The organism is Solidesulfovibrio sp. DCME (assembly GCF_049995385.1).
GTDB lineage: Bacteria > Desulfobacterota > Desulfovibrionia > Desulfovibrionales > Desulfovibrionaceae > Solidesulfovibrio.
Genome location: NZ_CP188261.1, coordinates 1,318,875 through 1,344,088 on the forward strand (window position 1 = coordinate 1,318,875; position 25,214 = coordinate 1,344,088).

Below are 25,214 nucleotides of genomic sequence, written 5' to 3' on the forward strand. Positions count from 1 at the left end.
CGTCTCCTTGGCTGTGCCGCAAAAGGGTTTTCCCTTCCTCCTCTCGCCCCGCGCCCGCCCTCGGTCAAGTCAGGGCCGGATGCGCAGGCCGCAGCCCGTTTCCGTCACCTCGCCGGGGAACCGGCGGCGCAGGAAGTCGATGGCGGCCTGGCCGGTGCAGTGGCCGGGATAGAGGCGCTGGACGCCGAACGTTTCCAGGGTGCTCACGGCCTGTTCCAGGGCTTGGGGGCTGGCCCCGCCGAGGTGCAGGCCGCCGGCCACGGCGCCGATGCGCGTGTGCCCCAGGCGGGCCTTGACCTGGGCCAGGCTGTTGGCCAGCCCGGCATGGCAGCAGCCCAGCAGCACGAAGGGGCCGTCGGTCCCCTCGAGGACCAGGAAGGCGTCGTCGGGCACGCTGTCCCCGACACGGCCGGTTGCGTCCCGAAACAGGTTTTCCGTGGCCTCGTGGTTGCCGGGCAGGCGCGGGATGGCGGCGAGCATGGTCACGCCCGGGGCGATTTCCCGGCTGCCGTCCACGGCAACAAATCCCGGGATGCCGCCGGCCAGGCGGCCGTCGCCCATGCCGATGGAGCGGAAGGTGGTGCCGTCGCGGCGGCTGTAGCGGCGCAGCAGCACGTCAGGATGCCCGTAGACCGGGCCGGCATAGCCGGCGGCGAGCAGCCCGGGCAGGCCGCCGGCATGGTCGTGGTGGCCGTGGCTGAGGGCCACCGCCCGGGCCGTGGCCGGATCGAGGCCAAGGGCGCGGGCGTTTTCCAGGAAGACCCCCGTTTGTCCCGTATCCCAGACCAGGCCGCCGTCCGGGCCGCCGTCGAGCCAGGCCGACCAGCCGTGCTCGAAGGCCAGCCGGTCGTCGAGGCTGCGGTTGTCGGACAGGATCACGATCTGGGAAACGGTCATGGCGGCTCCCGGCTCAGGCGATGCGGCCCAGGGCGTCCAGCAGTTCCCCGGCCTGGACCGGCCCCGGGGGAGAGGGCAGGCGCATAAGGATGCCCAGCCCTTCGCCGGCTTCGTGAAAGCCCTCGGCGGACAGTTCGGACACCACGGCCGTATCCACCAGGGCGTTTAGGGCCATGAGCCGGGCGACCAGGCTGAAGGCGTCGGTGTCCGGCAGCCCGGCGTCGACCACACAGAGCTTGGGTGGGGCGGTGGCCACCCGGGCGGCGGCCTCTTGCCCGCTGCCCACGACCAGGACGGTGTTCCCCGCGTCGGCCAGGCCTTGGCCAAAGCCTGCCAGGGCCTCGGGTCGCGGCGTCGCGATCAGGATATCCATGCTGCTCCTTCCTCAGGCCTTGCCACAGCACGAGCCCGGGCCGGCACAGCCGGCCTGGCCGGGGCGCGAGCCGCAGCAGCCGTGGTCCGAGGGGCCGGGCAAGCCGCTGGCCGCTTTACCGGTGAGCGAACTTGTCGGGGACAACAGTTTCACGGCCGGCGCGCCGCAGCGCGGACAGGCCGGCGCATCCTCGGCCCCGGGCCGGATGACCTCCCCCGCAAACCCGCATCCTGGGCACTCGATATCATAAATAGGCATTCCTTTTCTCCTCCCCCTTCAAGGGGGTCCGGGGGGGATTATCCCCCCCGGCCGCCGGAGGCATCTTCTCTTCTCTTTCCCTCTCCCCTTATCCCAGCCCGCCGCCGCAGGTGTTGCTGCGGGAGAAACGCGGCAGGGAGCCGGACAGGAAGGCGGCCACGGCCTCGCCGACGCTGGCCGCCTCGCCGCCGTGGTAGACGGCGATGCCGACCTGCTCGAAGCCCATGAGCGGGCGCATGCCCATGCCGCCGGCCAGCAGCACGGTGACGCCGTGTTGGGACAGGTGGTTGACCGGGGCCATGCAGCCGCCCTGGACATGGGGGACGTTTTCCAGGGTGGCGACCTCGGTGATCTGCCCGTCGGCCACGTCCACGACGGTGTAGCAGTCGCAGTGGCCGAAGTGGGCGCCCACGGCGCAGTCCATGCCGCCGGGCTGGGTGGAGGGAATGGCGATGCGAACGGTTTCCATGGTGGTATTCCTCATTTCTTGGCCTTGGCGCAACTGTCGGCCAAGGCGTTTGCGGCCTCCCACAGGCGGGCGATATCGCCGGCCAGGGGACCGCCGTATTCGGGCAGGGTCAGTTTGGCCTTCATGGCCCGGGTGACGTCCGGGGAGTAGGGCAGGCGGCCCAGGACCGGCCGGCCGGCCTGGCGGCAGGTGGCTTCCAGGCGGGTCGTTTCCTCGGGGTTGAGGTCGGCCTTGTTGACGATCACGCCGGCGGGCAGCCGGAAATGGTCGCACAGCGTGGCCACGCGTGAAAAGTCGTGGATGCCCGACGGCGTGGGCTCGACCACCAGCACGGCCAGGGTCGCCCCGGACAGGGCGCTTATGACCGGGCAGGCGATGCCGGGCGCGCCGTCGCAGAGGATGAGCTCATGGCCTTTCCGCTCGGCCAGGTCCCGGGCCTTGCGCTTCAAAAGCGCCACCAGCCGGCCGGAATTCTCCGCGCCGGGATCGAGCCTGGCGTGAATGAACGGGCCGAAACGGCTTCCCGATACGGCGAAATAGCCGCACACGCGCGGCGGGAAGGCGATGGCCCGGCGCGGGCACAGGGCCACGCAGGCCTTGCAGCCCTCGCAGCGGCGGGGCTCGATGACCGCCTTGCCGTCGTCACCCATGGCCACGGCGGCGAAGCGGCAGACGTCCCGGCAGATGCCGCAGCCGTCGCAGTCGCTGGGCTCGACCTGGGCCAGGTTGCCGGAGACGAATTCCTCGGCCGCCGTATCCCGGGGATCGAGCAGGATGTGCAGGTCCGGAGCGTCCACGTCGAGATCGCAGACGACGGCGTTTCGGGCCAGGGCGGCGAAGGCGGCGGTAACCGACGTTTTCCCGGCCCCACCCTTGCCGCTTAGAACCACGATCTCACGCATGGCGGGCCTCCGGGCGCAGGGCGGCCAGTTGACGGGCCAGATCGAGGCACAGGGCCCGGCAGGCCGGGGACATCTCCGGCAGGAGCCTCCCCCGGGCATAGCCCTCGGCAATGGCCCGGTCGTCGGGAATGGCGGCCAGCACCGGCAGGTTTTCCCGCCGGCACAGCGCCTCCAGTTCCGGGCTGGCCTCGCCGGCCTTGTTGACGACCACGGTCAGGGGTTTGCCGAGCGGCGAAAACGCCTCCACGGCAAGGGCGAAATCGTGGATGCCAAACGGCGTGGGTTCGACCACGAGCACGATGACGTCGGCCGTGGCCACGGCGTTTTGGGCCGGGCAGCTCACGCCCGGGGGCGCGTCGAGGAGCACGTCGGGCCGGTTTTCTTCCGGCAAGGCGGCGAGCAGGGCGTCCACCCGGGCGGTGACGGCCCGGATCAGCACCGGGCTCATGGCCTCGCCCACCCGCAGCCGGCCGTTTATGAAGGCGATGGCCCCGGCCGCGCCTTCCTCCACCCTGCCCACCTCCCGGGCTCCCGGGGACATGGCCTCAACCGGGCACAGGGCCAGGCAGGCGCCGCAGCCGTGGCACATCTCGTCGAAAACCAGCGGCGTGTCGCCGAGGATGGTCACGGCGCCGAACTGGCAGATTTCCCGGCAGGCGCCGCAACGGGTGCAGGCCGCGGTATCGATGACCGGGATCTCCAGGTTGGCCACGTGGGCTTCGGCGATGACCGGGCGCAGGAAGAGGTGGAGGTTGGGTTCCTCCACGTCGAGGTCCACGGCCAGGACGGGCCGGGAGACGGCCTCGGCCCAGACCGAGGCCAGGGCGGCGGACACGGTGGTCTTGCCGGTGCCGCCCTTGCCGCTGGCGATGGCGATGCGCACGGGCCTAGGCCCCCTTGCCTTGGCGGTAGGCGGCCAGGGCCTCGCCGACGGTGCGGCCCTCCATGCCCTCGACCACGGCCAGGCCCACGGATTTGAGGGCGGCGGCGGCCTTGGGGCCGACCACGCCGGTTAAAAGCACGGTCGCGCCGGCCGCGGCGATGCGCCGGGCGGTTTCGATGCCCGCGCCGTGGGCCATGGCCTGGGAGGCGCCGTTGTCGAGGTAGCGGGTCGCGCCCGCCGCATCGATCAGCACGAACCCGGCCGCCCGGCCAAACCGCGCATCCACGGCGTCGTTAAGCGTAGGCCCTTCGCTACTGACAGCAACCACTTCGCTCATATGTCCCTCCAATGACAATTGCTTTTCCCCGGTGAGGGGGTCCGGGGGGCATCATGCCCCCCGGCCGCCGGAGGCCTTCCCCCCGCGTTTCCCCGCTACATCTTCCCCAGCGCCCCGCCGGCGATCATCCAGCGGTGCACGGCCTCGCGCACGGCGGCGGCGGCCAGGTAGGCACAGTGGCGGTGGTCGTCGGGGAAACGGCCCACGGCCGCGACGATGGCCGCCTCGTCGATGTCCACGGCCTCGTCCAGGTTTTTGCCCCGGGCCAGGGCGGCGGCCGTGGCCGCGGCGATCTGGCTGGCGGCGCAGCCGTCGGTATCGAAGTCCGTGCGGGCGATGGTTTCGCCGGCGACCTCGATGGCGATGGCGATGGTGTCGCCGCAGGAGCCCTTGACCGTGCCCACGGCGGTGGGCTCGGCCAGGCGCGGCCGGTTGGGGGCCTCGCGCCAGATGGCCAGGCCCTTTTCGCCGAACTGGGCGATAAGGTCGGCGGCCTGTTCCTGCTCGAAGACGTCGAGGATCATGTCCAGGGGATCGGCGTTGGTCTGGTCGGCCACGGCTTACCCCTTCGCGGCCGACGGCTTGTCGAGGGCGGCCAGCACGTGGGCGATGACACCCTTGAAGGCCTGGGCCGAGGGGCTTTTGCCGGCCACGGCCAGGAACACGTCGCCGTCGTCGCCGGAGCGGGCCACTTCGGGGTCGATGGGAATGCGGCCGAGGAAGGGCACGCCGGCTTCGGCGGCCAGCTTTTCGCCGCCGCCGGTGCTGAAGATGTCGTGGACCGCGCCGCAGCTCGGGCAGGCGAAGCCGCTTAGGTTCTCGACGATGCCGCAGATGGGGGTGTCAAGCTGGCGGCAGAAGGTGATGGAGCGGCGCACGTCGTCCACGGCCACGTCCTGGGGCGAGGTGACGATGACGGCCGTGGCCTTGCCGCCGAAGATCTGCAGCACGGACAGGGGTTCGTCGCCGGTGCCCGGGGGGCAGTCCACGACCAGGACGTCGCGCTCGCCCCAGGCGACCTGCTCGGCCAGCTGCTGGATGACGCCGGCCTTGGCCGGGCCGCGCCAGATGACGGCGTCCTCGGCCCCGGGCAGCAAAAAGCCGATGGACATGACGCCCAGGTTCCAGTGCCAGTCCACGGGGACCAGCATGTTCTCCGCCATGTCCGGCCGGTTGCCCGCGAGCTTGAGTAGGCGCGGGATGCTCGGGCCGTGGACGTCCACGTCGAGCAGGCCCACACGCCGGCCCTCCATGGCCAACCCGGCGGCCAGGTTGGCCGCGACCGTGGATTTGCCCACGCCGCCCTTGCCGGACAGGACCACCACCACGGCCTTGACCTTGTCCAGGCCGGTGACGGGTTTCTTTTTGATCTCGTCGTTTAAGTCACGCAGTCCGTTCTCGTTCATGATGATTCGTGCTCCGGGGGTATGGCGTAAAACCCGGCCTGCCGGCGCAGGCCGCTTGGCGGCCTGGCGCCCGGCGCCAGCAGGGTTTCCAGTCGGTTGGCCCGCAGGGCGGCCAGGACCGTCGGCACGTCGCCGGCGATCCACGGGGCCACGGCCAGGCCCCGGCGGGTGAAGTGGTTGAGGCAACAGCAGGTGGCGCCGCCGCAGACGAGCAGGGCCACGCCGCAGCGGGCGAGCAGGGCGGCCAATACGGCCAGCCCGCCTTCCGGCATGGCCCAGTCGGCCTCCTGGACGCAATCGTCCCCGCTCACGCGGAAAAGCCGCAGGCTGGTGGCCGTCTCGAGCAGGCTGGCCAGGCGTTGGCCGTGGCAGGCCAGGCAGACGCGCGGCACGGGGCGGTTGGTGTGGCGGGGGCATTTCCAGGGCGGCATGGCGAAACCTCGCCTGCCTCTAAGCAGATTGCGTGCCGAAAATAATTTTTCTTTTATGTCGGTAGGTTGGCTGTTCGGTGTTTTGTCTGGCGAAAGCTGTTGGACGTATTATTCGCCCAATCTGCCAGAGTGGACGATTTTGTCGCCGCTTTTGTCCGTTTGGCCGGGAGGATGGGCCGTCGGTAGGGACAGGGCGGCAGGAGGCATGCGGTGAGCCCGGGACGGGGTGGGCGCATTTTTCGCCCAACCCAGGCCGTCCGGGAGGCAGGCCCTGGTCATTTTCCGGTGGCCGGGCTAGGGTACGCCGCGCCGCCCGAGGGCGCATGCCCTGGTCCGCGAGGCTTCGGGGTGGGAGGAGCCGTGATCGAAACGTCGTTTTTTCGCCGGGTCATGCTGGCCGTCTGGATCGTGTCCGTGGCCGCCACGGTCTGGCTGTCCCTGACCCCGCGCCTGGAGTTGCCGCTGGACTTCTGGAACGCCGACAAGCTCTACCACGGCCTGACCTACGCCTGGCTCGGGGCCTTGCCGTTGTGGGCCTTTGCCCGGGGTGACCGGGCTCGGGCGGCCGCCTACCTGATGATCATCCTGGGCGGCCTGTTGGAGTGGGGCCAGTCGTTCGTGCCGGGCCGCTCGGCCAGCATGGGCGACGCCGTGGCCAACGCCCTGGGCGTTTTCGTCGGCATCTGGCTTTCGGAAGCGATCATGGCCCGCTGCCGGGGTTGCCGGGGGCTGGACCAATAATCCGGGCCGGCCGGGCCTCGCCGCTTTTATAATGCCGGCAAGGCCGGTGTGACCGGCCGGCGACTGGCTGGCTTGGCTTGTCCGGCCGCGCTTGCCCCGGGGCTTTGTCGCCCTTCGCACGGCGGGCCGGCCCCTGCACCGCCAGCCTCGGCGTCGTGGCCACGACCGGCCGCCCACCGCCAGACTTGGCGCCGTGACTACAGCCGGCCGCCCACCGTGGGCCTGGTCGTCGTGGCCACAACCGGCGCCTCCCTCGAGCCATGTCACTATGGCGGCGGCCGCCCGTCCGCCATGGCCTCACCGCTGGGCAACGGACGTTCCCCTTTCGAATAGTTTTCATTAGATTCACGAATAATTCTTTTTTTTCGCTTGCCGCGTTGTCATGACGCCCCGGCTATCGTACGGTGATCCCCAAACCTTTAATTCAGGAGAGGGGACCATGGGGCATGCCGGCAAACGGGGCGTTCGGATCGTCGCCGTCGTCGGCCTGGTCGCGGTAGGGCTGGGGCTTTTCCTGGCCCTGGGGCCGCCCGGGCTTCTGGCCAAATCCGAAACGCCCGATTTCTGCGCCTCCTGCCACGTCATGGAGGCCGAGTACGAGGCCTGGTTCCACCACGGCGCCCACAAGCGCATACGGTGCGTGGACTGCCACCTGCCCAACGACAACCTGGCCGGGCATTACGTCTGGAAATCCATCGACGGCATGAAGGACGTCTTCGTCTTCCATTCCGGCCGGGTTCCCGACGACATCCGCATTTCGCAGCACGGCAAGGAGGTCGTTCAGGCCAACTGCATCCGCTGCCATGCCTCGGCCGTGGAGATGATCGATCAGGGGCGCTTCTGCTGGGACTGCCATCGCCGCGTCATGCACAAGCATGTGGGCGTGCCGCTGACCCGCTGATACGAAACCGGCATAACCGAGAGAGGAAGAGCAATGCGGGGCAAAACCATACGCCATGCGGCCCTGGCCGCCATCGTTGCCGCTTTTATCTGCGTCCCCTACGCCTGTTCGCCGCCCAAGCCCGAACCGGTCAAGACCGTGACCATCCCGGACGGCGAGATCGACCCGGCCGTGTGGGGCAAGGCCTACCCCGAGGAATACGAGTCCTGGAAGCAGACCGAGGAACCCTCGGCGCCGGGCAAGAGCAAGTACAAACGGGGGTTCACCACCGACCGCATCACCTACGACAAGCTGGCCGAATATCCCTACATGGCGCTGCTGTTCAACGGCTGGGGCTTCGGTGTCGAATACAACGAGCCGCGTGGCCACGCCTACATGCTGCGCGACCAGTTGGAGGTCGACGCCTCGCGCCTCAAGGCCGGTGGCGTGTGCCTGAGTTGCAAGACGCCCTACGCCCCCATGCTCGTCAAGGAGCTGGGGGTCGACTACTACAAGCTGCCCTTTAAGGAAGTGCTCGACAAGATTCCGGAAAAATTCCGGACCCTCGGTGTGGCCTGCATCGACTGCCACAACAACAAGGACATGGCGCTCAACGTCTCGCGCGGTTTCAGCCTGGTGCCGGCCCTGGAAGGCATGGGCATCGACTGGCACAAGCTCACCCGCCAGCAGATGCGTTCCGTGGTCTGCGCCCAGTGCCACGTGACCTATTCCATTCCGAAAAACGCCGACATGCAGTCGGTGGGCCTGTTTTTCCCTTGGCAGGGCAGCAAGTGGGGCGACATCACCATCGAGAACATCGTCAAGAAGCTGCGCTCCGACGATTCCTTCAAGGAATGGAAGCAGACGGTCACCGGGTTCAAGCTGGCGTTTATCCGCCATCCGGAATTCGAGTTTTTCTCCAACAACAGCGTGCACTGGAAGGCCGGCGCCGCTTGCGCCGACTGCCACATGCCCTACACCAAGGTGGGCGTGCACAAGGTCTCCGACCACCGGGTGACCAGTCCGCTCAAAAACGACATGAAGGCCTGCCTCCAGTGCCACAGCGAGAGCCCCGAATGGCTCAAGGAGCAGGTCATCACCATCCAGGACCGCACGGTTTCCCTGCAGCTTCGGGCCGGCTACGCCACGGCGGCCACGGCCAAGCTCTTCGAGGCCGCCCACAAGGCCCAAGCCGACGGCAAGGTCATCGACAAGGCCCTCTACGACAAGGCCAAGGACTTCTACGAAGAGGCCTTCTACCGCTCGCTCTACATCGGCGCGGAAAACTCCGTGGGCTTCCACAACCCCACCGAGGCCATGCGCGTCCTCGGCGACTCCGTCGCCTTTGCCGCCAAGGCCGAGGGGTATTTGCGCCAGGCCCTGACCAGGGCCGGGGTGGATGTGCCGCTCACCGTTGACCTGGAACTGGCCAAGTACCTGGAAGGCCGGGGCACAAAAAAATTGCCCGGTCGGCCGGAACTGGAATTCAAGGACCCCATGGGGGTGCAGGACCGCTTTTAGTACGGCCTGACGACAAAGCCTGGCCGCGCCCTTCCCCGATGCGGGAGGGGCGCGGCTAGCGCACCACCACCACCGTGCAGGGCGCGATCTGGACCAGCCTGGTGGAGACGCTGCCGAGCAGGAGCTGTTCCACGTCATCCTTGCCCCGGCTGCCGATGTAGATGGTGTCGGCGTCCTCTTGGCGGGCGATGCGGGCCACGGTCTCGGCCGGCCGGCCCGGTTCGGCCAGGGTGCGCAAGGTCGCGCCGCGCTCGGCGGCGTAGGCCTGGGCCTCGGCCAGGACGCGCTTGGGTTCGCGCAGGATGTGGCTGAAGGCCGTCTCGCAGTCCGTGGCCTGGCAGTCGAAAAAGGACAGGGCCTCCACCACGGTCACGGCCAGGATGTCCGCCGGCTGGCAATGGGAGGCCTCGATGGCCCGGTCCAGGGCGCGCAGCGACAGCGGGGAACCGTCCAGACACACGATGAGCGTTTTCATGTCCGTCACTCCACGTGCAGGACCACGGCGAAAGCGTTGAACATGGCCCAGACCTGGCGCCCCTCGGCCAGTTCCAGTTCCCGGGCGCTCTGGGTGGTAATCAGCGCGCACAGCCGGGTGCCGTCGGACAGCACCACGATGACCTCCGAGGTCAGTTCGCCGATGCGGGTCAGTTCCACCGTGCCCAGAAACCGGTTGGTGGTGGTGGCCTTGGGCAGCTCCTCGCAGGCTTCGAGCACGACCCAGGGCGCCTTGATCTCGGCCGTGACGAAGCTGCCTTCGGTCACGCCCAGGTTTTTTAAGCTCTCGTTGGTGATCACCGAGGACACGGCGTGGCCGCCCAGGCTCTCCACCACGACCTGCGTCTGGATGTCGCCCTTGCGCACCTGGGCCACCCGGCCGAAGAAGGCGTTTCGGGCGCTGGTGCGGCGGGTTTCCCGGGCCAGGACTTGGCGTTCGACCTTGCGGCGCTGTTCCTCGGGCAGGTGCAGGAAGGCGGCGGTCAAATCGGCCGTGGAATGGCCCAGGATGCGCTGGACCACGGGCAGGGGCACGTCGTCGCGCAGCAGTTCCACGGCCCGGGAGCGGCGGATGGTGCTCGGGTTGACGAGTTCCTTGGTGAAGCCGCATTCCTCGGCCCGTTCGTAGAACTTGCGGCGCACATGGCCCTGGTCCAGGCGAAAGAGCAGGCCGCGCAAGGAGGCGTAGGCCGGGTTGGCGAAGACCTCGGCCAGGGCCTCGCCCAGTTCGGCCGGGATCTGCACCTCGCGGCCCTCGCCCTCGCCGTGGGCGTAGGTGACGGCCAGGGTGTCGAGGTTGATGTCGCGGCGGTCGTCGAGGCCCAGGACCTCGCCCAGGCGGGCGCCGGTGTGGCGCAGCATCAGGTAGATCAGGCGCACGCGGTTGCGGGAGACGGCCACGTCGGGCCGGCCGGCCCGGTCGGTCCAGGCGGAAAAGGCTTCGGACAGGCGCGTGAGCTCCAGGGTGTCCAGGAACTTCACGTCGTCGGGAACGGAAAAAATCCGGGCGGCCCTAAACCGCCCACCACCGGCATCGGGGCCGGTGTTTTTCGCATCAGGCATGGGAACTCCCCGTGGTTTGGACATGCGGCAAGTTTCCAACCAGGGCGAGGAAAGTCAAGCCTGGCGCGTCATAATCACGCGCCGCCAGGGCGTGACCGGCCGCGGCCGGGTCAGGGTTTTTTGGCCACCACTTCCAGCTCCACCAGCACGTCCCGGGGCAGCCGGGCCACCTCGACGCAGGACCGGGCCGGGTACGGCTCGTGGAAAAATTCCGCGTACACGGCGTTAATGGTGGCAAAGGCCTCCATGTCCTTGATGAACAGCGTGGATTTGACCACGTCGTCCAGGGTCAGGCCGGCGGCGGCCAGGATGGCGGCCACGTTTTTGATGCTCTGGCGGGCCTGCTCGGCCACGCCGCCGGGAACCACGGTTCCCGTGGCCGGGTCGATGGGGGTCTGGCCGGAGACGAACAGCAGGTCCCCGGCCCACACGCCCAGGGAATACGGGCCGATGGCGGCGGAGGCGTTGGCGGCGACGACGGATTTGGCCATGGTGCGGCTCCTTGGCGTCCGGGCGGACGGTTGTGGGGTATCGGCCCGACAAGGTGCGCTTTCGCGGGTCCGGCGTCAATCGGCGGCCGGCACGAAAAAAGGGGGGCCGCAGCCCCCCCTGGTGCGTCGTGGTCGGCGGTACCGCGCGTAGAACGTGTAGGTCAGGCCGAAGGCGACCTTCCGGGCGTTGTTGCCGTTGTCCTCGGCTTGTCTGACCAGGCGATGGCCCCGAACGTGTTGCTGGAACTGGCCGTGGGCCCAGCCGGTCTCCATGACCGCGGCCAGGTTCTCGTGGCGCATGTGCCTGGTGTTGGGGTTGAGGCCCATGACGTACTCGTCGCTGGTCCGGTCATGGCCCATGGTCATGCAGGCGGCGTTCAAAAAGAGTTGCGAGTCGCGCAGGGCGCGGGGACTGTTGTTGCCTCGCACGTGCACGAAGGCCAGGCGGTTGGTCTGTTTCTCGACGAGCGACACGTCGGCGTGGAACTTGACCGGGTCGAGGGCGGACACTTCAAACGCGCCGCCGGCCCAGAAGGAGGGGGGGCTGGCTGTTCTTCCAGTAGCCCGCAACCATCGCCCTAACCGGCGGCCGGCCTCAGGCCAGGGTCTCCACGAAGGCCTCCACCCGCGTCTTGAGCTGGCCGGCGTCCTCCATGCCGTAATCCGTCTCGAGGGCCAGGTAGGGCACCCCGGCCGCCTCCATGGCCTTGCCCACCTTGATGGCCTCGTGGGCGTAGGGCTGGCAGAAAAGCAGGCCGTAGTGGATCACGCCGTCGGCCTTAAGCTCCTTGGCCAGGGCGGCGATGTGCTCCAGGCGCTCGGTGTTGGGGGTGAAGCAGGCGCAGTCGATCTTCATGTAGCGGGAGGCCAGGGCGTCGAGCATGGCCTCGAGGTCGGCCGGGGCCTCGTCGGTCAAGTCGCGGGTGTTGCGTTCGCCGATGCAGGATTCCTCGCCCACGATGACCGCGCCCGAGCTCTCGATGAGGTAGGGCAGCTTCCAGTTGGGCACGGCCATGGGGCAGCCGGCCAGCAGCAGCCGGGGCGTGCCCTTGGGAGCCACGCCTTCCCCCCTGGCGATGCGGGCTTCCATCTCGTCGCACAGCTCGTTGACCTTGGCCGTGAAGCGGTCCGGGTCGTCGTAGAAGCTGATCTGGTTGACGAGCAGGGCGTCGCGGCCGGAGATGGGGGCCGGGTCGGCGGCGCGAAGCCTGGCCAGGCGCTGCAAGGCCCGGCGCTTGGCATTGACGCGTTTGGTCGCCGCGGCCAGGGTGTCGGCGGTGATGGCCTGGCCGGTGAGCGCCTCCAGAGCCTCCTTGTAGCGGACGAGTTCGGACCGAAACAGCGCAACGTCGCAGGGCGCCTTGCACTGGGGCACTTCCATGACGTGCATGGGCACGTGCTCACCGAAGGCTTCGTAGGCTTTTTTCTTGCCGTCGCAGGTGGTCTCGCCCACCACCAGGTCGCAGGACTCGGTGTAGGGGCACAGCCTGGCCAGCTTGAAGCCGATAAACGACTTGATCAGGTCGCAGGTGTTGCGGGGCACGAGCAGTTCGGCCTTGTCCGTGCCGGCCTTGGCCCCGGCGCAAAGCCCCACCTGGACGGCGCCGGCGGCCAGGGTCAGCTCCTCGGGCACGAACACGCAAAACGTGCCCACGACCTTTTTCCCGGCCGCCTTGGCCTCCTGGATTTCCTTGATGCGCAGCCCATGGACCTCGGACAGCACGAAGTCCAGGTACTCCGCGCCCTTGAGCCGTCCCTGCTGGGACAGGTAGATGTCGCCGTAGAATTTCCCCAACACCGCGAGCAAGGCGTCGTGGGCCTCGAGGTCGAGGTCGAGGCGTTCCCACATGGCCGTATGGGCCGCGTCCGTCATGGCTTCCTCCGGGGCAAAAAGGTTGGATCATCGTCCATACCCGGGGCGCGGCGCGGCGTGAAATCGTTTATTTCAATGATTTAAGCGTGATAATATTGTAATAAACTATCGAGCCGCACGCTAAAGGAAATCCGGGAGCGTCCGAAAAGGGCAGCGAGTACGTTGCGGGTGGCCGGAAGCCGCCGCGCAAAGCCGCCAGGGAGGGAGGCGCATGGCCCAGATAGTGCATCTCGACGAGCATCGACGCTTGCGGGAGCCTGGGCGGGGGATGGCGACAAACCTTTCGCCGCGACGCCCGCGCTTAAGCGATCGAGACTTGTGGACCAGGGATTATGGAGAAATCGATAACATCGTCTACGCCATAATGAAAATCAAGGAGATACTCGACTATCACCTCTACTACGACGACGTGTGGCCGTACCTGCTGCTCTCCTTTCTGGAGGCGGTGCACAACACCGGGCAAGGCGACGGCAAAGGGCTGTCGGGGACCGGGGCGTCGCTCAAGGACTACGTGGTCTCGGCCGTCACGCCGACCAACAAGCGCGACCTGTCCATGGTCCTGCTGCTGACCGACCTCATCGAGAAGTCCCCCAAGTACCGGGGCAGCTCGTCCTCGCCGTGACCAAAGCCCAAGCGGCGGCCGGAAGGGAACCTTCCGGCCGCCGGCCAATCCAGGGCCACGGCGGGGGCGGAATCCCGGGAGTGCGTTAGGCACTTTCTTCATCCGTCTTGCCAACGACGGTTCCGTTTTGCTACTTCCTCGCGGTAGAATCCTCGCCGTCCGGGCCACGCCCGGGAGGAGGCACCATGCCGCGCCCTTCGCTGCTCGCTTCGGTCCTTGCCGCCGGGCTGTGCCTGCCCCTGCCCCTGGCCGCGCCGGCCTGGGCCCAGTCGCAACAGGCCATGGCCCTGCGCCAGGAGATGGGTTACGTGCCCTATACGCCGCCCGCCGCCTTCCTCGACGGCTTTTTCATCGCCGACGAGGCCAAGCCCGCCTTTCTCTTCGGCCCGGTGGCCGACTTCGTGGCCAAACGGGGCTGCCCCGTCACCTGGCTGGTGGAGGAGGGCGAACGCTCGCGCCTCACGAACCGCGATGCGGCCAATCCCCTGTTCGAATACACCCTGGCCCTGGAGGAAGACTGCCCGACCGGGGTCACCCACTATGTCTTCGTGGACCAAAGCGCCATGAACCCCAAGCAATGGCTCGAGTGGCGGCGGCAGTTCCACAAAAACAAGGCCGAGCCGGAATACGCCGACGCCGTGGCGCGCCTGGGCAAGGCCGTGGCCGACGGTTTCCCGGTTTCCGGGGAACTGCGCTTCGTGCTGCGCGACGGCAACCTCGAGGCGGCCTCGCCCCAGGCCGTCCTGCCCACGGCCCTGGCCTGCCCGCCGCGCTACGACTGCGACGCCGGCAAGGCGCTTCCCTAATCCAACGGACGGTGTGGTCATGGCCTTGCGTCGTACGGGTCCCGGGCGCGCCGAGCAGGCGGTTGCCACGGCCGTGGTGTTGCTTTTGGCCGCCGCGGCCGTGTGGCTGGGCCTGCGCCAGTCGCAACTGTCGCCGGCCGTGCTCGTGGCCCTCAGTCCCCCGCCGCCGCCGGCTGCCGTCGGCGCCGCCTCGGGCCGGGCCTTCGCCACGGCCGCCTTCCTGGACGCACTGGCCGGGGCCACGCCCGCCGGCCCGGTGGAGAGCTACGACCCCGAGACCCTCTCGGACCGCATCGACGGCAAGGCCGAGCTGTACCTGGCGGCCAATTTCAAGGAAATGTCCGTGCGCCCCTTCAGCCTGCCGGACGGCGCCCGCCTGGACGCCTCCGTCTACGCCCAGGCCGCGCCCCGGGACGCCTACGCCGTCCTCAGCTCCCAGCGCCGCCCCGGCGCCGAGCCGAATGCCCTGTCCCCGGACGCCTACGCCACCCAAAACGCCCTCTACTTCACCAAGGGCCCGTACTACGTCGAGCTTTCCGCCGACCGGGCCGACCCGGCCACGCGCCAGGCCCTGGCCGCGGCGGGCCAGGCGCTGTACGACCGGCTCCCGGCCGGGGACAAACCGGGCGCAAACGCGCCGCCCGATCCCAGGACGCTTTTCCCGGCCGAGGGCCTGGACAGCCAGAGCCTGCGCCTGGCCGCTGCCGACGCCATGGGCATGGCCGGGTTTTCCAACGTCTACACGGCCGATTACGCCCTGGCCGCCGGCGCGGCCACGGCCTTTCTGGCCGCGCGCGACACGCCCCGGGCGGCGGCGGCCGAGGCCGGGGCGTTCGCCGATTTCCTGGTTCAAAACGGCTATGCCCGCGAGGCGGCCGACGGCCTGCCCCAGGGCGCCGTCTTCCTCGGCGCCCCCGGTTCCTTCGAAATCATCTGGACCCGGGGCGGGCTGCTGGTCGGCGTCCACGACGCCACCAGCCGCGAGGCCGCCCTGGAACTGGCCGGGACACTCGAGGCCCACCTCAAGGACGTGACGCCATGAAAGAGCGCGCGGACAGGGCCGCCCGGACGGCCCAGGGCGCCGGGCCGCTTTCGCGCCGGGATTTTTTGCGGCGCCTGGCCGGGGCCGGCGCGGCCGCCGTGGCCGTGACCGGCCTCGGGCTGTCGTTTCGCGACCCGGCCGGGCCGGCGGCCGTGGAACAGACCCGGATCCTTTCCACGCTGGGCGATTTCGCCGCGCCCGCGCCCCAGGCCGGCAAACCGCGCCTGGCCGCGGTCCACGGCACGGACCGGGCGGCCATGTTCGCCGCCGGTGTTGCGGCCCTCGGCGGCATGGCGGCCTTTGTCGCCAAGGGCGACACGGTGCTCGTCAAGGTCAATGCCGTCATCGCCTCGCCGGCCATCCTCGGCGCCACGACCAACCCCGAACTGCTGGCCGCCGTGGCTGCCGCCTGCCGCCAGGCCGGGGCGGCCCGGGTGCTGGTCACGGACAACCCCATCAACAACCCGGAGAGCTGCTTCGAGGTCACGGGCCTGGCCGACGCCGCCAAGGCGGCCGCAGCCAAAATCATCGTGCCGCGCCCAGCCCTTTTCACGCCGCTGACCCTGCCGGGCGGGCGGCTCATTCGCGACTGGCCCGTGCTGGCCGGGGCCTTCGAGGGCGTGACCAAGGTCATTTCCCTGGCCGTGGTCAAGGACCACGCCCGGGCCGGGGCGTCCATGACGCTCAAGAACTTCTATGGGCTGCTCGGCGGGCGGCGCAACATCTTCCACCAGGATATAAACGGCATCATCGCCGAACTGGGGGGACTGCTGCGCCCGACCCTGTGCGTGCTCGACGGCACGCAGGTCATGATGACCAACGGCCCGACCGGCGGCTCGCTGTCCGACCTGCGCGCCGCCGGGGTCATGTACCTCTCGGGGGACCCGGTGGCCACGGACGTGCTCGGGGCGGTGCTGCTTGGCCGCAGCCCGGCCGACCTGCCCTACCTGGGCCTGGCCGCGGCCGCCGGCGTCGGCACGGCCGACGTGGCAAGCCTTTATCCCGTCACCGTCCACACCGAACCGGCGGCGGGGTAGGGGTATGCGCATCGTCACAGCCAGGCGCCTGAGCCAGGCCTTCTTCCTGCTGGTTTTCCTCTGGTTTTGCGTCGTGGCCACGGTGGGCGACGCCTTGTGGCAGCTGCGCGGCTGGCCCATCAACTGGCTCCTCTCCCTGGACCCCCTGACGGCCGTGGCGACGTTTTTATCCACGGGCACGCTCTACGCGGCGCTTGGCTGGGGCCTGGCCGTACTCGTCCTGACCTTTTTCATCGGCCGGTTTTTCTGCGGCTTCGTCTGCCCGTTGGGAACGCTCAACCAGTTGACGGGGTATCTCTCCCGGCGCCGGGTCACGACCGAAGCCCGGGTGGCGGGCAACGCCCCCAGCCGCTTCCAGGGGATCAAATACGTGCTGCTGGCCTTTTTCCTGGCCGCCGCCGCCCTGGGCAGCCTGCAAACCGGGCTGCTCGACCCGCTGCCGCTGGTATTTCGCAGCGTCAACCTGGCCGTGCTGCCCCTGGTCGACCCGGGCCGCTTCGGCATCCACGGCGAAGGCCGCTTTTATGACGGCGCCTGGGTGCTGGGGCTTATTTTCCTGGCCATCCTGGCCGGCAACCTCTGGCGGCCCCGGTTTTTCTGCCGTTTCCTGTGCCCGGCCGGGGCGCTGATGGGCCTGTCGAGCCGGCTGGTGCCCTGGCGCATCGGCAAGGCCGACGCGAAAGCCTGCGGCACCTGCCGGCGCTGCGAGGCCTACTGCGAGGGCGGCTGCCGGCCGTCCGGGGAACTGACGGTTGGCGAGTGCGTGCTGTGCCTCAACTGCCTGGACGTCTGCCCCACGGGCCGCATCGGCTTCGCCACCCGGCCTTCGGCCTGTGGCGAGCGGGCCTTGCCGGACTTTTCCCGGCGCGGGGCCGTCTTTGCCCTGGCCGCCGGGGCGGTGGCCGCGCCGCTGTGGCGGGTGAGCGGGGCCAGCGCCCTGGGGCGCGACCCGGCGCTCATCCGGCCGCCGGGCTCGCTGGACGAGGCGCGGTTTCTTTCCCGCTGCATCCGTTGCGGCCAGTGCATGCGGGTGTGCCCGTCGGCGGTCATCCAGCCGGCCGTGACCGTCGCCGGCGCGGCCGGGCTGTGGACGCCGACCCTCAATTACCGCCTGGGCCGGGCCGGCTGCCTGCAAAACTGCATCGCCTGCGGCCAGGTCTGCCCCACGGCGGCCATCCGGCCCTTTTCCCTGGAGGAAAAGCTCGGGCGCGGCGATTTCGCCGCCGTCGGCCCCCTGCGCCTGGGCACGGCCTTCGTCGATCGCACCCGCTGCCTGCCCTGGGCCATGGGCCGGCCCTGCATCGTCTGCCAGGAGGTCTGCCCGGTCAGCCCCAAGGCCATCGGCGTGGGCACGGTCTTCGAGCCGGTGGCCGGCGGCGCCGTATCCGTCACCGATGCCCGGGGGGCGGCGTTGACCCTGGCCGGTGCACCGGCAACCGGCCGCAACCTGGGCAGCGGCGACTATTTCCTGCGTCCGCTCGGGCTGCCCGACACGGCCGCCGTGCGGATCGTCTCCCTGGCCGGGGCGGTGCTTACCCTGGAAAAGCCCTTGCCGGACCTGGGCCAGGGGCGAAAGGCCGAGGTCGTGGTGCGCCTGCAACAGCCCCACATCGATCCGGCGCGCTGCGTCGGCTGCGGCATGTGCGAGCACGAATGCCCGGTGTCCGGGCTGCGGGCCATCCGCGTGACCAGCGAGAACGAGTCGCGTTCGGGCCCGGGCCGGATGCTGGCCTGAGGTATTTTCCCCGCGACGCCGCAGGCCTGGCGGGGGTGGAAGCGGGATGTGTTGTCCGCGGCGCAAAGGCGGAGGCTTCGACCGCGCCGGAACCCCGGCGCCCAAGGAGGACGGCGATGACGGCGGAAAAAAAGGCCGGGCTCACCCGGCGTGACCTCATAAGGACCGTGGGCCTGGGCGGGCTGGCCGTGGCCGGGCTGGGCCTTGGCGCCGGCCAGGCCCGGGCCGCCGGCGAACCGGAAAAGGCCGCCCCCGGGCCCATGCCCAAACGCAAACTCGGCACCACCGGGCTCGAGGTCTCCATCCTCAACCTCGGCGGCATGTTCGACACCATCAACAACCAGCTCCTGCTCAAGCAGGCCCTGGCCTGGGGCGTGAATTTCTGGGACACGGCCGAGGCCTACGGCAACGGCATGTCCGAGGAGGGCTACGGCCGGTTTTTCGCCCGCAACCCCGAGGCCCGCAAGCAGGTCATCCTCACCACCAAGCTCGTGCCCAAGGGCGGCAAGTTCGATGAGCGCCTGGACGCGGCCCTTTCCAGGCTCAAGACCGATACGGTGGATATCTTCTATGTCCACGGCATCTCGGGCATCGCCGAAATGGACGGCCAGATGCGCGACTGGGCGGCGGCCAAGAAAAAAGCCGGCAAGATCAAGTTTTTCGGCTTCAGCACCCACTCCAACATGGAGGACTGCCTGCTCGGCGCGGCCGGGCTCGACTGGATCGACGCGGTGATGCTCTCCTACAACTTCCGGCTCATGCACGAGGAGAAGATGCGCCGGGCCATGGCCGCCTGCGCCAAGGCCGGCATCGGGGTCGTGGCCATGAAGACCCAGGGCGGCGGCCCGGTCAAGACCGACAGCCAGGCCGAACTGGACATGGCCGGCCGGTTCCTGGACAAGGGCCTGACCGACAAGCAGGCCAAGCTCATGGCCGTGTGGCAAAACCCGGACATCGCCTCGGCCTGCTCCCAGATGCCCAACCTGACGATCCTTTCGGCCAACGTGGCCGCCGCCCGCGAGGCCACGGCCCTGGCCCGGGCCGATTTCGAGGCCCTGGCCACCTTTGCCCAGGCCACCCACGGCGACTACTGCGCCGGTTGCGCCGAGGTGTGCGCCACGGCCCTGGGCGGCGGCGCGCCCGTGGCCGAGGTCATGCGGGCCATGATGTACGCCCGCGACTACGGCGAGATCGCCCTGGCCCGCGAACTCTACGCCAGCCTGCCCGAAGCCCTGCGCCGCGACCCGGGCTCCCTCGATTTCGCCCGGGCCGAGGCCGCCTGCCCGCGCGGCTTGTCCATCGCCGCCATCGTCGGCGAGGCCGCCAGGCTGCTGGCCTGACCACCGGCCGTGGGGCGCGGCCAGGCCACGCCCCACGGCGGAATTTTCCCCCCGCATCGCGGCAGTGGCGCACAGCCGGCCCGGGGCGGCCGCGGGGGCCTTGTGTGGCCGCCGTCCGCTTCGGCCTTGGGCTGCGGCCTTGGGCTGCGGCCTTGGGCTGCGGCCTTGTGTTGCGGCCGCCCGGATACTGTAGGCATCTTGGTTGCCGCTGGCGGTGACGCCCTGCCTGTCGTTTGCCCGCCCCGGTCTTGCCCGTCTGGCATTTGCCTGGTCTTTCCCGTGCGCACGGTAGCGGACAGCCTGCCGGAAGCGGGCAGGCCTGCCCGAGCGCCTTTCCCGCCTGTCCACGAGGGCCGGCCAGCGGCGGGGCGCGGTGCATTTTCCGCCTGTGGCCGGGCTGCGCCTGGCCGGGTGCGGCGGGAATCGTGCGGGCCGTTTACACAGTATCCATTAAGTTATCGCCCGTCCGGCCGAAAAGGCTTCGCAGGCCGCCGTCACCGGGAATTTCGGAGGCCGTTATCCTGTTGTCGTTGGTGCCAAAGGTGTTGTTGTGGCCCGAGGGGCCGCGAAGGAGGCATGATGCGAAGTGCTGGCATCCTTGCACGAGTTGTCCTGATCCTGTGCCTGGCCATCCTTGGCGGCGGCGTTTCCATGGCTGTCGGCGCGACCGGTCCGGAGGGCGCCGACGCGCTTGCGGCGCGGGTCGCCCTGGCCCGGCTGCCCCTGTATTTCACCGAAAACGCCGGCCAGTGGGACGCCCGGGTCCGGTTCAAGGCCCGCACCGCCAGCGGCGAACTGTTTGTCGCCGACGACCATGTCGCGCTGACCGTGCCCGAGGACCGCGCCAGTGCCCGGGCCCTTTTCCTGCGCCCCCTGGGGGCGCGGCCGCAGGCCAAGCCCCGGGCGGGCGCGGCCACCGGGGCGAAAATGCACTTCTACCAGGGCAATGACCCGGCCAAATGGCGCACCGACGTGGCCGCCTATGACGCCGTGGTCTACGACGCCGTCTATCCGGGGATCGACCTGCGCTACCACGGCGACAACCGGCTGCTGGAATACGACTTCGTGGTCGCGCCCGGGGCCGACCCGGCGCGCATCCGCATGGGCCTTGCCGGCGCGGCGGCCGTGCGCCTCGACCCGGACGGGGCCATGATCGTGACCCTGCCCGGCGGCCGGGAACTGCGCCAGGCCGCGCCCGTGCTCTACCAGGAACGCGACGGTGTCCGGGAGCCGGTTGCCGGGGCGTTCGTCCTGGAGCAGGCCGGCGAGGAACAGGCCTTCGGCTTCCGCGTGGCCGCCTATGACCGGACGCGGCCGCTGGTCATCGACCCGACCCTAACCTATTCCACCCTGCTTGGCGGAAGCCTCAACGACTACGCCTACGGCGTCACCACCACCGGTACGGGGGCGGCCGCCCTGGCCGTGGTGGTCGGCACGACCTACTCCAGCGACTTTCCCCAGACCCCGACCAAAACCACCACCAAGGGCGACATCTTCATCAGCGGCCTGTCCCTGGCCGCCGACAGCCTCGCCTTTTCCAATACCCTCGGCGGCAAGGACATCGACGAGGCCCGGGCCGTGGCGGTCAACGCCAGCGGCGTGTATGTGACCGGCTATACCAAATCCACGGATTTCCCCACGAGCACCGCCCTGTGGCCGGCGCTTTCGGGCACCAAGGAAGATGCCTTCGTCCTGGCCGTGGACACGGCCACGGGCAAGACCCTGCAGTTTTCCACCTATTTCGGCGGAACAGGCTCGGATTTCGGCAACGCCATCGCGCTCGATTCCTCGGGCAATGTCTATGTGGCCGGCACCTCCGCCTCCACGGACCTGCCCGTCAAAAACGCCCTGTACGCGTCCAACAGCGGCGGCAAGGACGGCTTTGTCCTCAAGCTCAACGCCGCCGGCAGCGTGGTGGCCTACGCCACCTACTTCGGTGGGGAAAAAGACGACGAAATAAACGCCCTGGCCATTTCCAGCGCAGGCGACGCCATCGTCGGCGGATTGACCCTGTCCACCAAGCTGCCCGTGAAACACGCCATCCAGAGCACCATCGGTTCGACCACGGGCGACGGATTTTTCGCCCGCATCAACCCGACCTGTACGGAACTGGTGTACTGCTCCTACCTTGGCGGCAACGGCGTGGACGAGGTCAACGCCATCGCCCTCGACGCCTCGGGCAATCCGGTGCTGGCCGGGTCGACCAAGTCGACCAATTTCCCCGTGAAAAACGCCATCACCTCCAGCCTGGCCGGCGGCACGGACGCGTTTTTGGCCCTGGTCGACGTTTCCGGCCGGTACCTGCGTTTCGCGACCTATTTCGGCGGCGCCGGCGAGGATGTGGCCACGGCCGTGGCCGTGGACAAGGGCAGCGATGGCGGGCTGTCCTACCTCTATGTCGGCGGCTCGACCACCTCGGCCAACCTGCCGGCCTACAACGCCTGGTCCGCCGCGACGGCCGCTTCCGTAACCCAGAACGGCTACGGCTACCGTGGCGCCGGCGACGGCTTCGTGGCCAAGTTCGAGCCCCATGGCGCCCGGGTCGTCAATGCGAGCTACCTCGGCGGACCGGGGCTGGACGCGGTCAATGCCCTGGCCACGCCGGCCAGCGGCACCCGCCTCGTCTTCGTTGCCGGCCAAAGCACGCCGGCCAGCACCTCCGGCGATCCCGCAACCACCCGCTTCCCCACCACGGCCGGCGTGCTGGCCACCGATCCCGCGGGGCAGGCCGACGCGTTCGTGGCCAAGATGACCGAATCCAGCCTGTATCCCACCGACGTGCCGACCCTGAGCCTGAGCTTTCCCAGCGCCGTGCCGCTGGCCGGAACGACCGTCAACGTGAATATGACCTATGCGGATGCGGGCACGGCCTCCAACATCAGCGCCTTCTCCACGACCATCGGCTACGATCCGGCGGTGCTGGAAGTCGCGGCGGCGGAAAAGAGTTCGGCCGCGGCCTACAGTGCCTACTCCCGGACCTGGCAGGACGACGGCAACGGCAAGTTGCGCTTCCTCATGTATGTCGACGATGCCTCGCCGACGGCCCTGACGGCCGGCGTCGTGGCCACGGTGACCTTCCGCGTGAAATATACGGACGGCTCGACGGTGAGCCGGGTGACGAACACGCCCTCGGCCACCAATACCTCGGGCCTGGACACGCCCATAAGCGGCTTCCCGGGCGTGGTGCAGCTCACCCAGCGCTGCGGACAGCTCGGGGATTGCGATTGCAGCGGCACTGTGCAGCTGTGGGAGGTCCAGCAGTCCATTATCGCTGTCCTGGCCGGTTCGAGCAACATGTGCTTCGCCTCGAACTACACCAGCATTACCGCCGCCGACTTGCAACTGATCGCCAACAACCACCTGTTCCGCACGGCGGGGCGTGGCGTTGCGGCGGCCGGGTTGTGTCCCGCCGCCGGAGAGGCCTCGGCCAGGCTGCGGCCCGGTACGGCGCAGGTCGTCGACAACGCCTTGAAGATCCCCCTCGTGCTGGCCGGCAGCGGGGGAACCATCTCCACCATGATCGCCGACGTGGCCTACGACGCCAGCCGGTTCACCGGAGCCACGGTCGCGGCCGGACCGTCGGCGGCGGCGGCCGGGAAATCCGTGTCCGGCTCCGTGGTCGCGCCCGGAACACTGCGCCTGGTCGTGTTCAGCCTGGAGGACCGGCGGACCATGGCCGACGGCGAGGTCGCCCGTATCGCCCTGGTTCCGGCCTCGGGGGCAAACGGCCCGCGCGGCAGCCTCGGCATATCGGCCTCGGCCGCCACGCCAGACGCCCAGGATATCGCCGTGGCCTCGGGCAGCTATCCCCTGCAAAACGGCCTGGGGCCGGCGCTGCAACTGTTGATGGACCCGTAAGGCAACCCTGCGGTCAATGGATTCACCGCCGCCCCGGCCGGGTTGCCCCGGCCGGGGCGGCGGCATTTGGGGCGGTTGATCAGCGGGCGAGGAGCGTGGAAACGATGTGGATCATGGCCTGGTTGGCCGCTGTGGCCGTGGAAACGGTGGTTGCGGCCTGGTAGCGCCGGCCGGCCGGATTGGCCTCCGTCCCGCCGGACAGCATGGGCCAGGTGGCTGTGGCGAAAAAGGATGGCGTGGCTGTGAGGTAGAGGCTGGCCGGCGCGTCGGATTCCGGGATGGTGACCACGGCGCTGGCCGCATCGGTCACGACGTTGCCGGAAAGGACCGTATCCGTGATGCCCTCGGCCATGGAAAGAGGGCCGCCGGCCAGCAGCAGGTTGCCGAGGGCCGCCTGGCCATTGGAGCCGTCCATGATTTCCAGGCCTTCCTTGGCCACCACGTTGCGCAAAAACACATTGCCCGGGCCGGCCGGCCCCCAATAGTCGGTGTCGTCCACCTCTTCGACCATGTTGCCCTCGAAGAGGTTGCGGAAGGGATAGTGGCCGTGGACCGAGAGGTCGCAGGGCGTCCAGGCCGTGGACTCGCATTTGCGGATGGTCGAGAAGTTGTAGCCGAAGACGTTGCCGTTGGCCCCCTGGCTGACGACCATGGCGTGGCGCAGGGTGGAAAAGACGTTGTTTTGCACCAGGCAGTCCGAGGTGTGGCGGCCGAGGGTCACGCCGTAGCCTCGGCCGCCGTCGCCGTAGTCATGGGAATACTGGAAGGAACTGTCCGTCACCTCGATGGCGGCCGACGACTCGATGGAGACGTGGGCGGCCACGGTGTAGCGGCTTTCCACCCGGCGGACCCAGCAGTTGGCCGCGTACTTGAAATGGATGGTCTCGCCGCCGTCGGTGCCGGGGTCCTCGCGGGAGATGGCCAGGTCCTCGATGCCGACATGCTGGCCCAGGCGGTAGACCCGGGCCCGGGCCGACCGGGCCGTGGCGAAGCCGATGCGCAGGGGCCGGTCGAGGCTGACGGCATCGCCCGAAACGGCCGTGACCCTGACGAACTGGCCGACCACGCTCTGCGCCCAGTCCTGGTTCCACTCGGGGTCGGTGTACATGACGGCCGCGTCGTTTTGCTGCTCGACCTCGATCCAGTCGCCCACGGCCATGGAGGCGGCGTCGGCGAGGGTTATGGCCGTGTCGCCCGTGGCGGCGTCCCTGGACAGCGCCACCCAGCTGCGGGAATTGTAGGTGGTGAAATCGAGGCAGGGATCGGATGCTCCGGCCAGGTTGAAGACGAGCTTGCTGGAGGCGGCCCCGGCGCCGCGAAGCACCAGGCCGCTTTTGAGGGAAAGGGAGCGCGTGATCCGGTAGGTTCCGGCCGGCACGGACAGGACGCCCGGGCTGGCCAGGGCGGCCATGGCGCTTTCGAAGGCGGCGGTGTCGTCGGTTGTGCCGTCGCCGGTAGCGCCGAAATCGCGCACGGACAGGGTCTGGACGGGATCGGGCGGCGTGGTGCGCAGCCCGGCCCGGTCCCAGGCGGCGGCCGTATCGGCAAAGGCCGCGGCGGTGGCGGGAAGCCGCAAGGCGCCCAGGCACAGGCCGGCCAGCAGGAATAGCACGAGGGGGAATCGGGAAGTGCCACGCATGATTGCCCGCGACCTTGCACGGGCGATGCCGCGGGCAACGAGTGGCTGCAGCCAATGAAATTGTTATTATTCTAGCATGTTACAGAAGTTCTCCCCCAGCTCTTCTCCTTCCCCGT

The 25,214-nt window shown here is 69.1% G+C and carries 26 protein-coding genes; 10 read left to right on the forward strand and 16 right to left on the reverse strand.

Translation table 11 applies throughout. From position 1 onward, the window contains the following. Positions 1–69 precede the first annotated feature (69 nt). From ACP59X_RS05665 to ACP59X_RS05710, 10 genes are all read right to left on the reverse strand, one after another. Positions 70–897: an MBL fold metallo-hydrolase gene (locus tag ACP59X_RS05665; protein ID WP_428566028.1), complete on the reverse strand. Its 828-nt coding sequence runs from the start codon at positions 895–897 to the stop codon at positions 70–72. Between the two features lie 13 nt (positions 898–910). After that, positions 911–1,270 (reverse strand): response regulator, encoded by a 360-nt coding sequence (locus tag ACP59X_RS05670; protein ID WP_428566031.1) that lies wholly within the window; start codon positions 1,268–1,270, stop codon positions 911–913. Between the two features lie 12 nt (positions 1,271–1,282). Then, the gene (locus ACP59X_RS05675; RefSeq protein WP_428566034.1) at positions 1,283–1,528 is read right to left on the reverse strand and encodes an FmdB family zinc ribbon protein; all 246 of its coding nucleotides are present in this window, start codon (positions 1,526–1,528) and stop codon (positions 1,283–1,285) included. A gap of 88 nt (positions 1,529–1,616) precedes the next feature. Then, on the reverse strand, positions 1,617–1,997 hold the full coding sequence (locus ACP59X_RS05680) for a NifB/NifX family molybdenum-iron cluster-binding protein (RefSeq protein ID WP_428566040.1): 381 nt from the start codon (positions 1,995–1,997) through the stop codon (positions 1,617–1,619). A gap of 11 nt (positions 1,998–2,008) precedes the next feature. Beyond that, the gene (locus tag ACP59X_RS05685) at positions 2,009–2,899 is read right to left on the reverse strand and encodes an ATP-binding protein (RefSeq protein ID WP_428566047.1); all 891 of its coding nucleotides are present in this window, start codon (positions 2,897–2,899) and stop codon (positions 2,009–2,011) included. Continuing rightward, positions 2,892–3,782, reverse strand: coding sequence for a nucleotide-binding protein (locus ACP59X_RS05690; RefSeq protein ID WP_428566050.1), 891 nt, complete (start codon positions 3,780–3,782; stop codon positions 2,892–2,894). Before ACP59X_RS05690 ends, ACP59X_RS05685 begins: the two co-directional genes overlap by 8 nt. Positions 3,783–3,786: 4 nt before the next feature. After that, the gene (locus tag ACP59X_RS05695) at positions 3,787–4,119 is read right to left on the reverse strand and encodes a NifB/NifX family molybdenum-iron cluster-binding protein (RefSeq protein WP_428566053.1); all 333 of its coding nucleotides are present in this window, start codon (positions 4,117–4,119) and stop codon (positions 3,787–3,789) included. 95 nt (positions 4,120–4,214) lie between these two features. Further along, positions 4,215–4,676, reverse strand: a complete 462-nt coding sequence (locus ACP59X_RS05700) for an iron-sulfur cluster assembly scaffold protein (RefSeq protein WP_428566056.1) — start codon at positions 4,674–4,676, stop codon at positions 4,215–4,217. A 3-nt stretch (positions 4,677–4,679) separates the two neighbouring features. Continuing rightward, the gene (locus ACP59X_RS05705) at positions 4,680–5,525 is read right to left on the reverse strand and encodes a P-loop NTPase (protein ID WP_428566060.1); all 846 of its coding nucleotides are present in this window, start codon (positions 5,523–5,525) and stop codon (positions 4,680–4,682) included. Further along, positions 5,522–5,956 (reverse strand): hypothetical protein, encoded by a 435-nt coding sequence (locus ACP59X_RS05710; RefSeq protein WP_428566063.1) that lies wholly within the window; start codon positions 5,954–5,956, stop codon positions 5,522–5,524. The genes ACP59X_RS05705 and ACP59X_RS05710 overlap by 4 nt, the downstream gene beginning before the upstream one ends. A gap of 360 nt (positions 5,957–6,316) precedes the next feature. Between ACP59X_RS05710 and ACP59X_RS05715 the strand changes: the two genes are divergently transcribed. The 3 genes from ACP59X_RS05715 (at position 6,317) to ACP59X_RS05725 (ending at position 9,098) form a co-directional block, all read left to right on the forward strand. After that, entirely contained in the window at positions 6,317–6,697 is a 381-nt protein-coding gene (locus ACP59X_RS05715) for a VanZ family protein (RefSeq protein ID WP_428566066.1), read from the forward strand. 439 nt (positions 6,698–7,136) lie between these two features. Continuing rightward, the gene (nrfH, locus tag ACP59X_RS05720; protein ID WP_428566069.1) at positions 7,137–7,598 is read left to right on the forward strand and encodes a cytochrome c nitrite reductase small subunit; all 462 of its coding nucleotides are present in this window, start codon (positions 7,137–7,139) and stop codon (positions 7,596–7,598) included. Between the two features lie 33 nt (positions 7,599–7,631). Next, positions 7,632–9,098 carry an ammonia-forming cytochrome c nitrite reductase subunit c552 gene (locus tag ACP59X_RS05725; protein ID WP_428566073.1) on the forward strand — a complete coding sequence of 489 codons (1,467 nt, stop codon included), beginning with the start codon at positions 7,632–7,634 and terminating at the stop codon, positions 9,096–9,098. A gap of 55 nt (positions 9,099–9,153) precedes the next feature. On the opposite strand, the gene ACP59X_RS05730 is transcribed toward ACP59X_RS05725, so the two are convergent. The 5 genes from ACP59X_RS05730 to ACP59X_RS05750 all read right to left on the reverse strand — a co-directional run bounded on the left by ACP59X_RS05730 (position 9,154) and on the right by ACP59X_RS05750 (position 13,019). Then, a complete protein-coding gene (locus ACP59X_RS05730) occupies positions 9,154–9,573 on the reverse strand; it encodes a universal stress protein (protein ID WP_428566078.1) in 420 nt (139 codons plus the stop codon). Positions 9,574–9,578: 5 nt separating this feature from the next. Further along, entirely contained in the window at positions 9,579–10,655 is a 1,077-nt protein-coding gene (locus ACP59X_RS05735; RefSeq protein WP_428566081.1) for a TOBE domain-containing protein, read from the reverse strand. 110 nt (positions 10,656–10,765) lie between these two features. Continuing rightward, a complete protein-coding gene (locus tag ACP59X_RS05740) occupies positions 10,766–11,146 on the reverse strand; it encodes a RidA family protein (RefSeq protein WP_428566084.1) in 381 nt (126 codons plus the stop codon). Positions 11,147–11,221: 75 nt separating this feature from the next. Next, positions 11,222–11,656: a hypothetical protein gene (locus tag ACP59X_RS05745; protein WP_428566088.1), complete on the reverse strand. Its 435-nt coding sequence runs from the start codon at positions 11,654–11,656 to the stop codon at positions 11,222–11,224. An 85-nt stretch (positions 11,657–11,741) separates the two neighbouring features. Then, complete coding sequence (locus ACP59X_RS05750) at positions 11,742–13,019, reverse strand: double-cubane-cluster-containing anaerobic reductase (RefSeq protein WP_428566091.1); 1,278 nt, start codon at positions 13,017–13,019, stop codon at positions 11,742–11,744. A gap of 268 nt (positions 13,020–13,287) precedes the next feature. Between ACP59X_RS05750 and ACP59X_RS05755 the strand changes: the two genes are divergently transcribed. The 7 genes from ACP59X_RS05755 (at position 13,288) to ACP59X_RS05785 (ending at position 23,459) form a co-directional block, all read left to right on the forward strand. After that, positions 13,288–13,641 carry a hypothetical protein gene (locus tag ACP59X_RS05755; protein WP_428566096.1) on the forward strand — a complete coding sequence of 118 codons (354 nt, stop codon included), beginning with the start codon at positions 13,288–13,290 and terminating at the stop codon, positions 13,639–13,641. A 185-nt stretch (positions 13,642–13,826) separates the two neighbouring features. After that, positions 13,827–14,447 carry a hypothetical protein gene (locus ACP59X_RS05760; protein WP_428566099.1) on the forward strand — a complete coding sequence of 207 codons (621 nt, stop codon included), beginning with the start codon at positions 13,827–13,829 and terminating at the stop codon, positions 14,445–14,447. 19 nt (positions 14,448–14,466) lie between these two features. Beyond that, positions 14,467–15,489, forward strand: coding sequence for a DUF6599 family protein (locus ACP59X_RS05765; protein WP_428566102.1), 1,023 nt, complete (start codon positions 14,467–14,469; stop codon positions 15,487–15,489). After that, a complete protein-coding gene (locus ACP59X_RS05770; protein ID WP_428566106.1) occupies positions 15,486–16,526 on the forward strand; it encodes a DUF362 domain-containing protein in 1,041 nt (346 codons plus the stop codon). The genes ACP59X_RS05765 and ACP59X_RS05770 overlap by 4 nt, the downstream gene beginning before the upstream one ends. A 4-nt stretch (positions 16,527–16,530) precedes the next feature. Next, the gene (locus tag ACP59X_RS05775) at positions 16,531–18,261 is read left to right on the forward strand and encodes a 4Fe-4S binding protein (RefSeq protein ID WP_428566110.1); all 1,731 of its coding nucleotides are present in this window, start codon (positions 16,531–16,533) and stop codon (positions 18,259–18,261) included. A 116-nt stretch (positions 18,262–18,377) separates the two neighbouring features. Beyond that, entirely contained in the window at positions 18,378–19,601 is a 1,224-nt protein-coding gene (locus ACP59X_RS05780) for an aldo/keto reductase (RefSeq protein WP_428566114.1), read from the forward strand. Between the two features lie 576 nt (positions 19,602–20,177). Continuing rightward, a complete protein-coding gene (locus ACP59X_RS05785; protein ID WP_428566116.1) occupies positions 20,178–23,459 on the forward strand; it encodes a DUF7948 domain-containing protein in 3,282 nt (1,093 codons plus the stop codon). Between the two features lie 79 nt (positions 23,460–23,538). Here the strand turns inward: ACP59X_RS05785 and ACP59X_RS05790 are convergent, their stop codons facing one another. After that, positions 23,539–25,098: a glycosyl hydrolase family 28-related protein gene (locus tag ACP59X_RS05790; protein ID WP_428566119.1), complete on the reverse strand. Its 1,560-nt coding sequence runs from the start codon at positions 25,096–25,098 to the stop codon at positions 23,539–23,541. Positions 25,099–25,214: the final 116 nt, after the last annotated feature.

Bases quoted from the DNA above. Each gene is read 5' to 3' on its own strand.
- ACP59X_RS05710 (WP_428566063.1), bottom strand. From the start codon at position 5,956: ATGCCGCCCTGGAAATGCCCCCGCCACACCAACCGCCCCGTGCCGCGC.
- ACP59X_RS05750 (WP_428566091.1), bottom strand. From the start codon at position 13,019: ATGACGGACGCGGCCCATACGGCCATGTGGGAACGCCTCGACCTCGAC.
- ACP59X_RS05665 (WP_428566028.1), bottom strand. From the start codon at position 897: ATGACCGTTTCCCAGATCGTGATCCTGTCCGACAACCGCAGCCTCGAC.
- ACP59X_RS05760 (WP_428566099.1), top strand. From the start codon at position 13,827: ATGCCGCGCCCTTCGCTGCTCGCTTCGGTCCTTGCCGCCGGGCTGTGC.
- ACP59X_RS05770 (WP_428566106.1), top strand. From the start codon at position 15,486: ATGAAAGAGCGCGCGGACAGGGCCGCCCGGACGGCCCAGGGCGCCGGG.
- nrfH (WP_428566069.1), top strand. From the start codon at position 7,137: ATGGGGCATGCCGGCAAACGGGGCGTTCGGATCGTCGCCGTCGTCGGC.
- ACP59X_RS05705 (WP_428566060.1), bottom strand. From the start codon at position 5,525: ATGAACGAGAACGGACTGCGTGACTTAAACGACGAGATCAAAAAGAAA.
- ACP59X_RS05755 (WP_428566096.1), top strand. From the start codon at position 13,288: ATGGCGACAAACCTTTCGCCGCGACGCCCGCGCTTAAGCGATCGAGAC.
- ACP59X_RS05735 (WP_428566081.1), bottom strand. From the start codon at position 10,655: ATGCCTGATGCGAAAAACACCGGCCCCGATGCCGGTGGTGGGCGGTTT.
- ACP59X_RS05725 (WP_428566073.1), top strand. From the start codon at position 7,632: ATGCGGGGCAAAACCATACGCCATGCGGCCCTGGCCGCCATCGTTGCC.
- ACP59X_RS05670 (WP_428566031.1), bottom strand. From the start codon at position 1,270: ATGGATATCCTGATCGCGACGCCGCGACCCGAGGCCCTGGCAGGCTTT.
- ACP59X_RS05740 (WP_428566084.1), bottom strand. From the start codon at position 11,146: ATGGCCAAATCCGTCGTCGCCGCCAACGCCTCCGCCGCCATCGGCCCG.
- ACP59X_RS05730 (WP_428566078.1), bottom strand. From the start codon at position 9,573: ATGAAAACGCTCATCGTGTGTCTGGACGGTTCCCCGCTGTCGCTGCGC.
- ACP59X_RS05790 (WP_428566119.1), bottom strand. From the start codon at position 25,098: ATGCGTGGCACTTCCCGATTCCCCCTCGTGCTATTCCTGCTGGCCGGC.
- ACP59X_RS05785 (WP_428566116.1), top strand. From the start codon at position 20,178: ATGATGCGAAGTGCTGGCATCCTTGCACGAGTTGTCCTGATCCTGTGC.
- ACP59X_RS05675 (WP_428566034.1), bottom strand. From the start codon at position 1,528: ATGCCTATTTATGATATCGAGTGCCCAGGATGCGGGTTTGCGGGGGAG.
- ACP59X_RS05765 (WP_428566102.1), top strand. From the start codon at position 14,467: ATGGCCTTGCGTCGTACGGGTCCCGGGCGCGCCGAGCAGGCGGTTGCC.
- ACP59X_RS05775 (WP_428566110.1), top strand. From the start codon at position 16,531: ATGCGCATCGTCACAGCCAGGCGCCTGAGCCAGGCCTTCTTCCTGCTG.
- ACP59X_RS05685 (WP_428566047.1), bottom strand. From the start codon at position 2,899: ATGCGTGAGATCGTGGTTCTAAGCGGCAAGGGTGGGGCCGGGAAAACG.
- ACP59X_RS05780 (WP_428566114.1), top strand. From the start codon at position 18,378: ATGACGGCGGAAAAAAAGGCCGGGCTCACCCGGCGTGACCTCATAAGG.
- ACP59X_RS05695 (WP_428566053.1), bottom strand. From the start codon at position 4,119: ATGAGCGAAGTGGTTGCTGTCAGTAGCGAAGGGCCTACGCTTAACGAC.
- ACP59X_RS05680 (WP_428566040.1), bottom strand. From the start codon at position 1,997: ATGGAAACCGTTCGCATCGCCATTCCCTCCACCCAGCCCGGCGGCATG.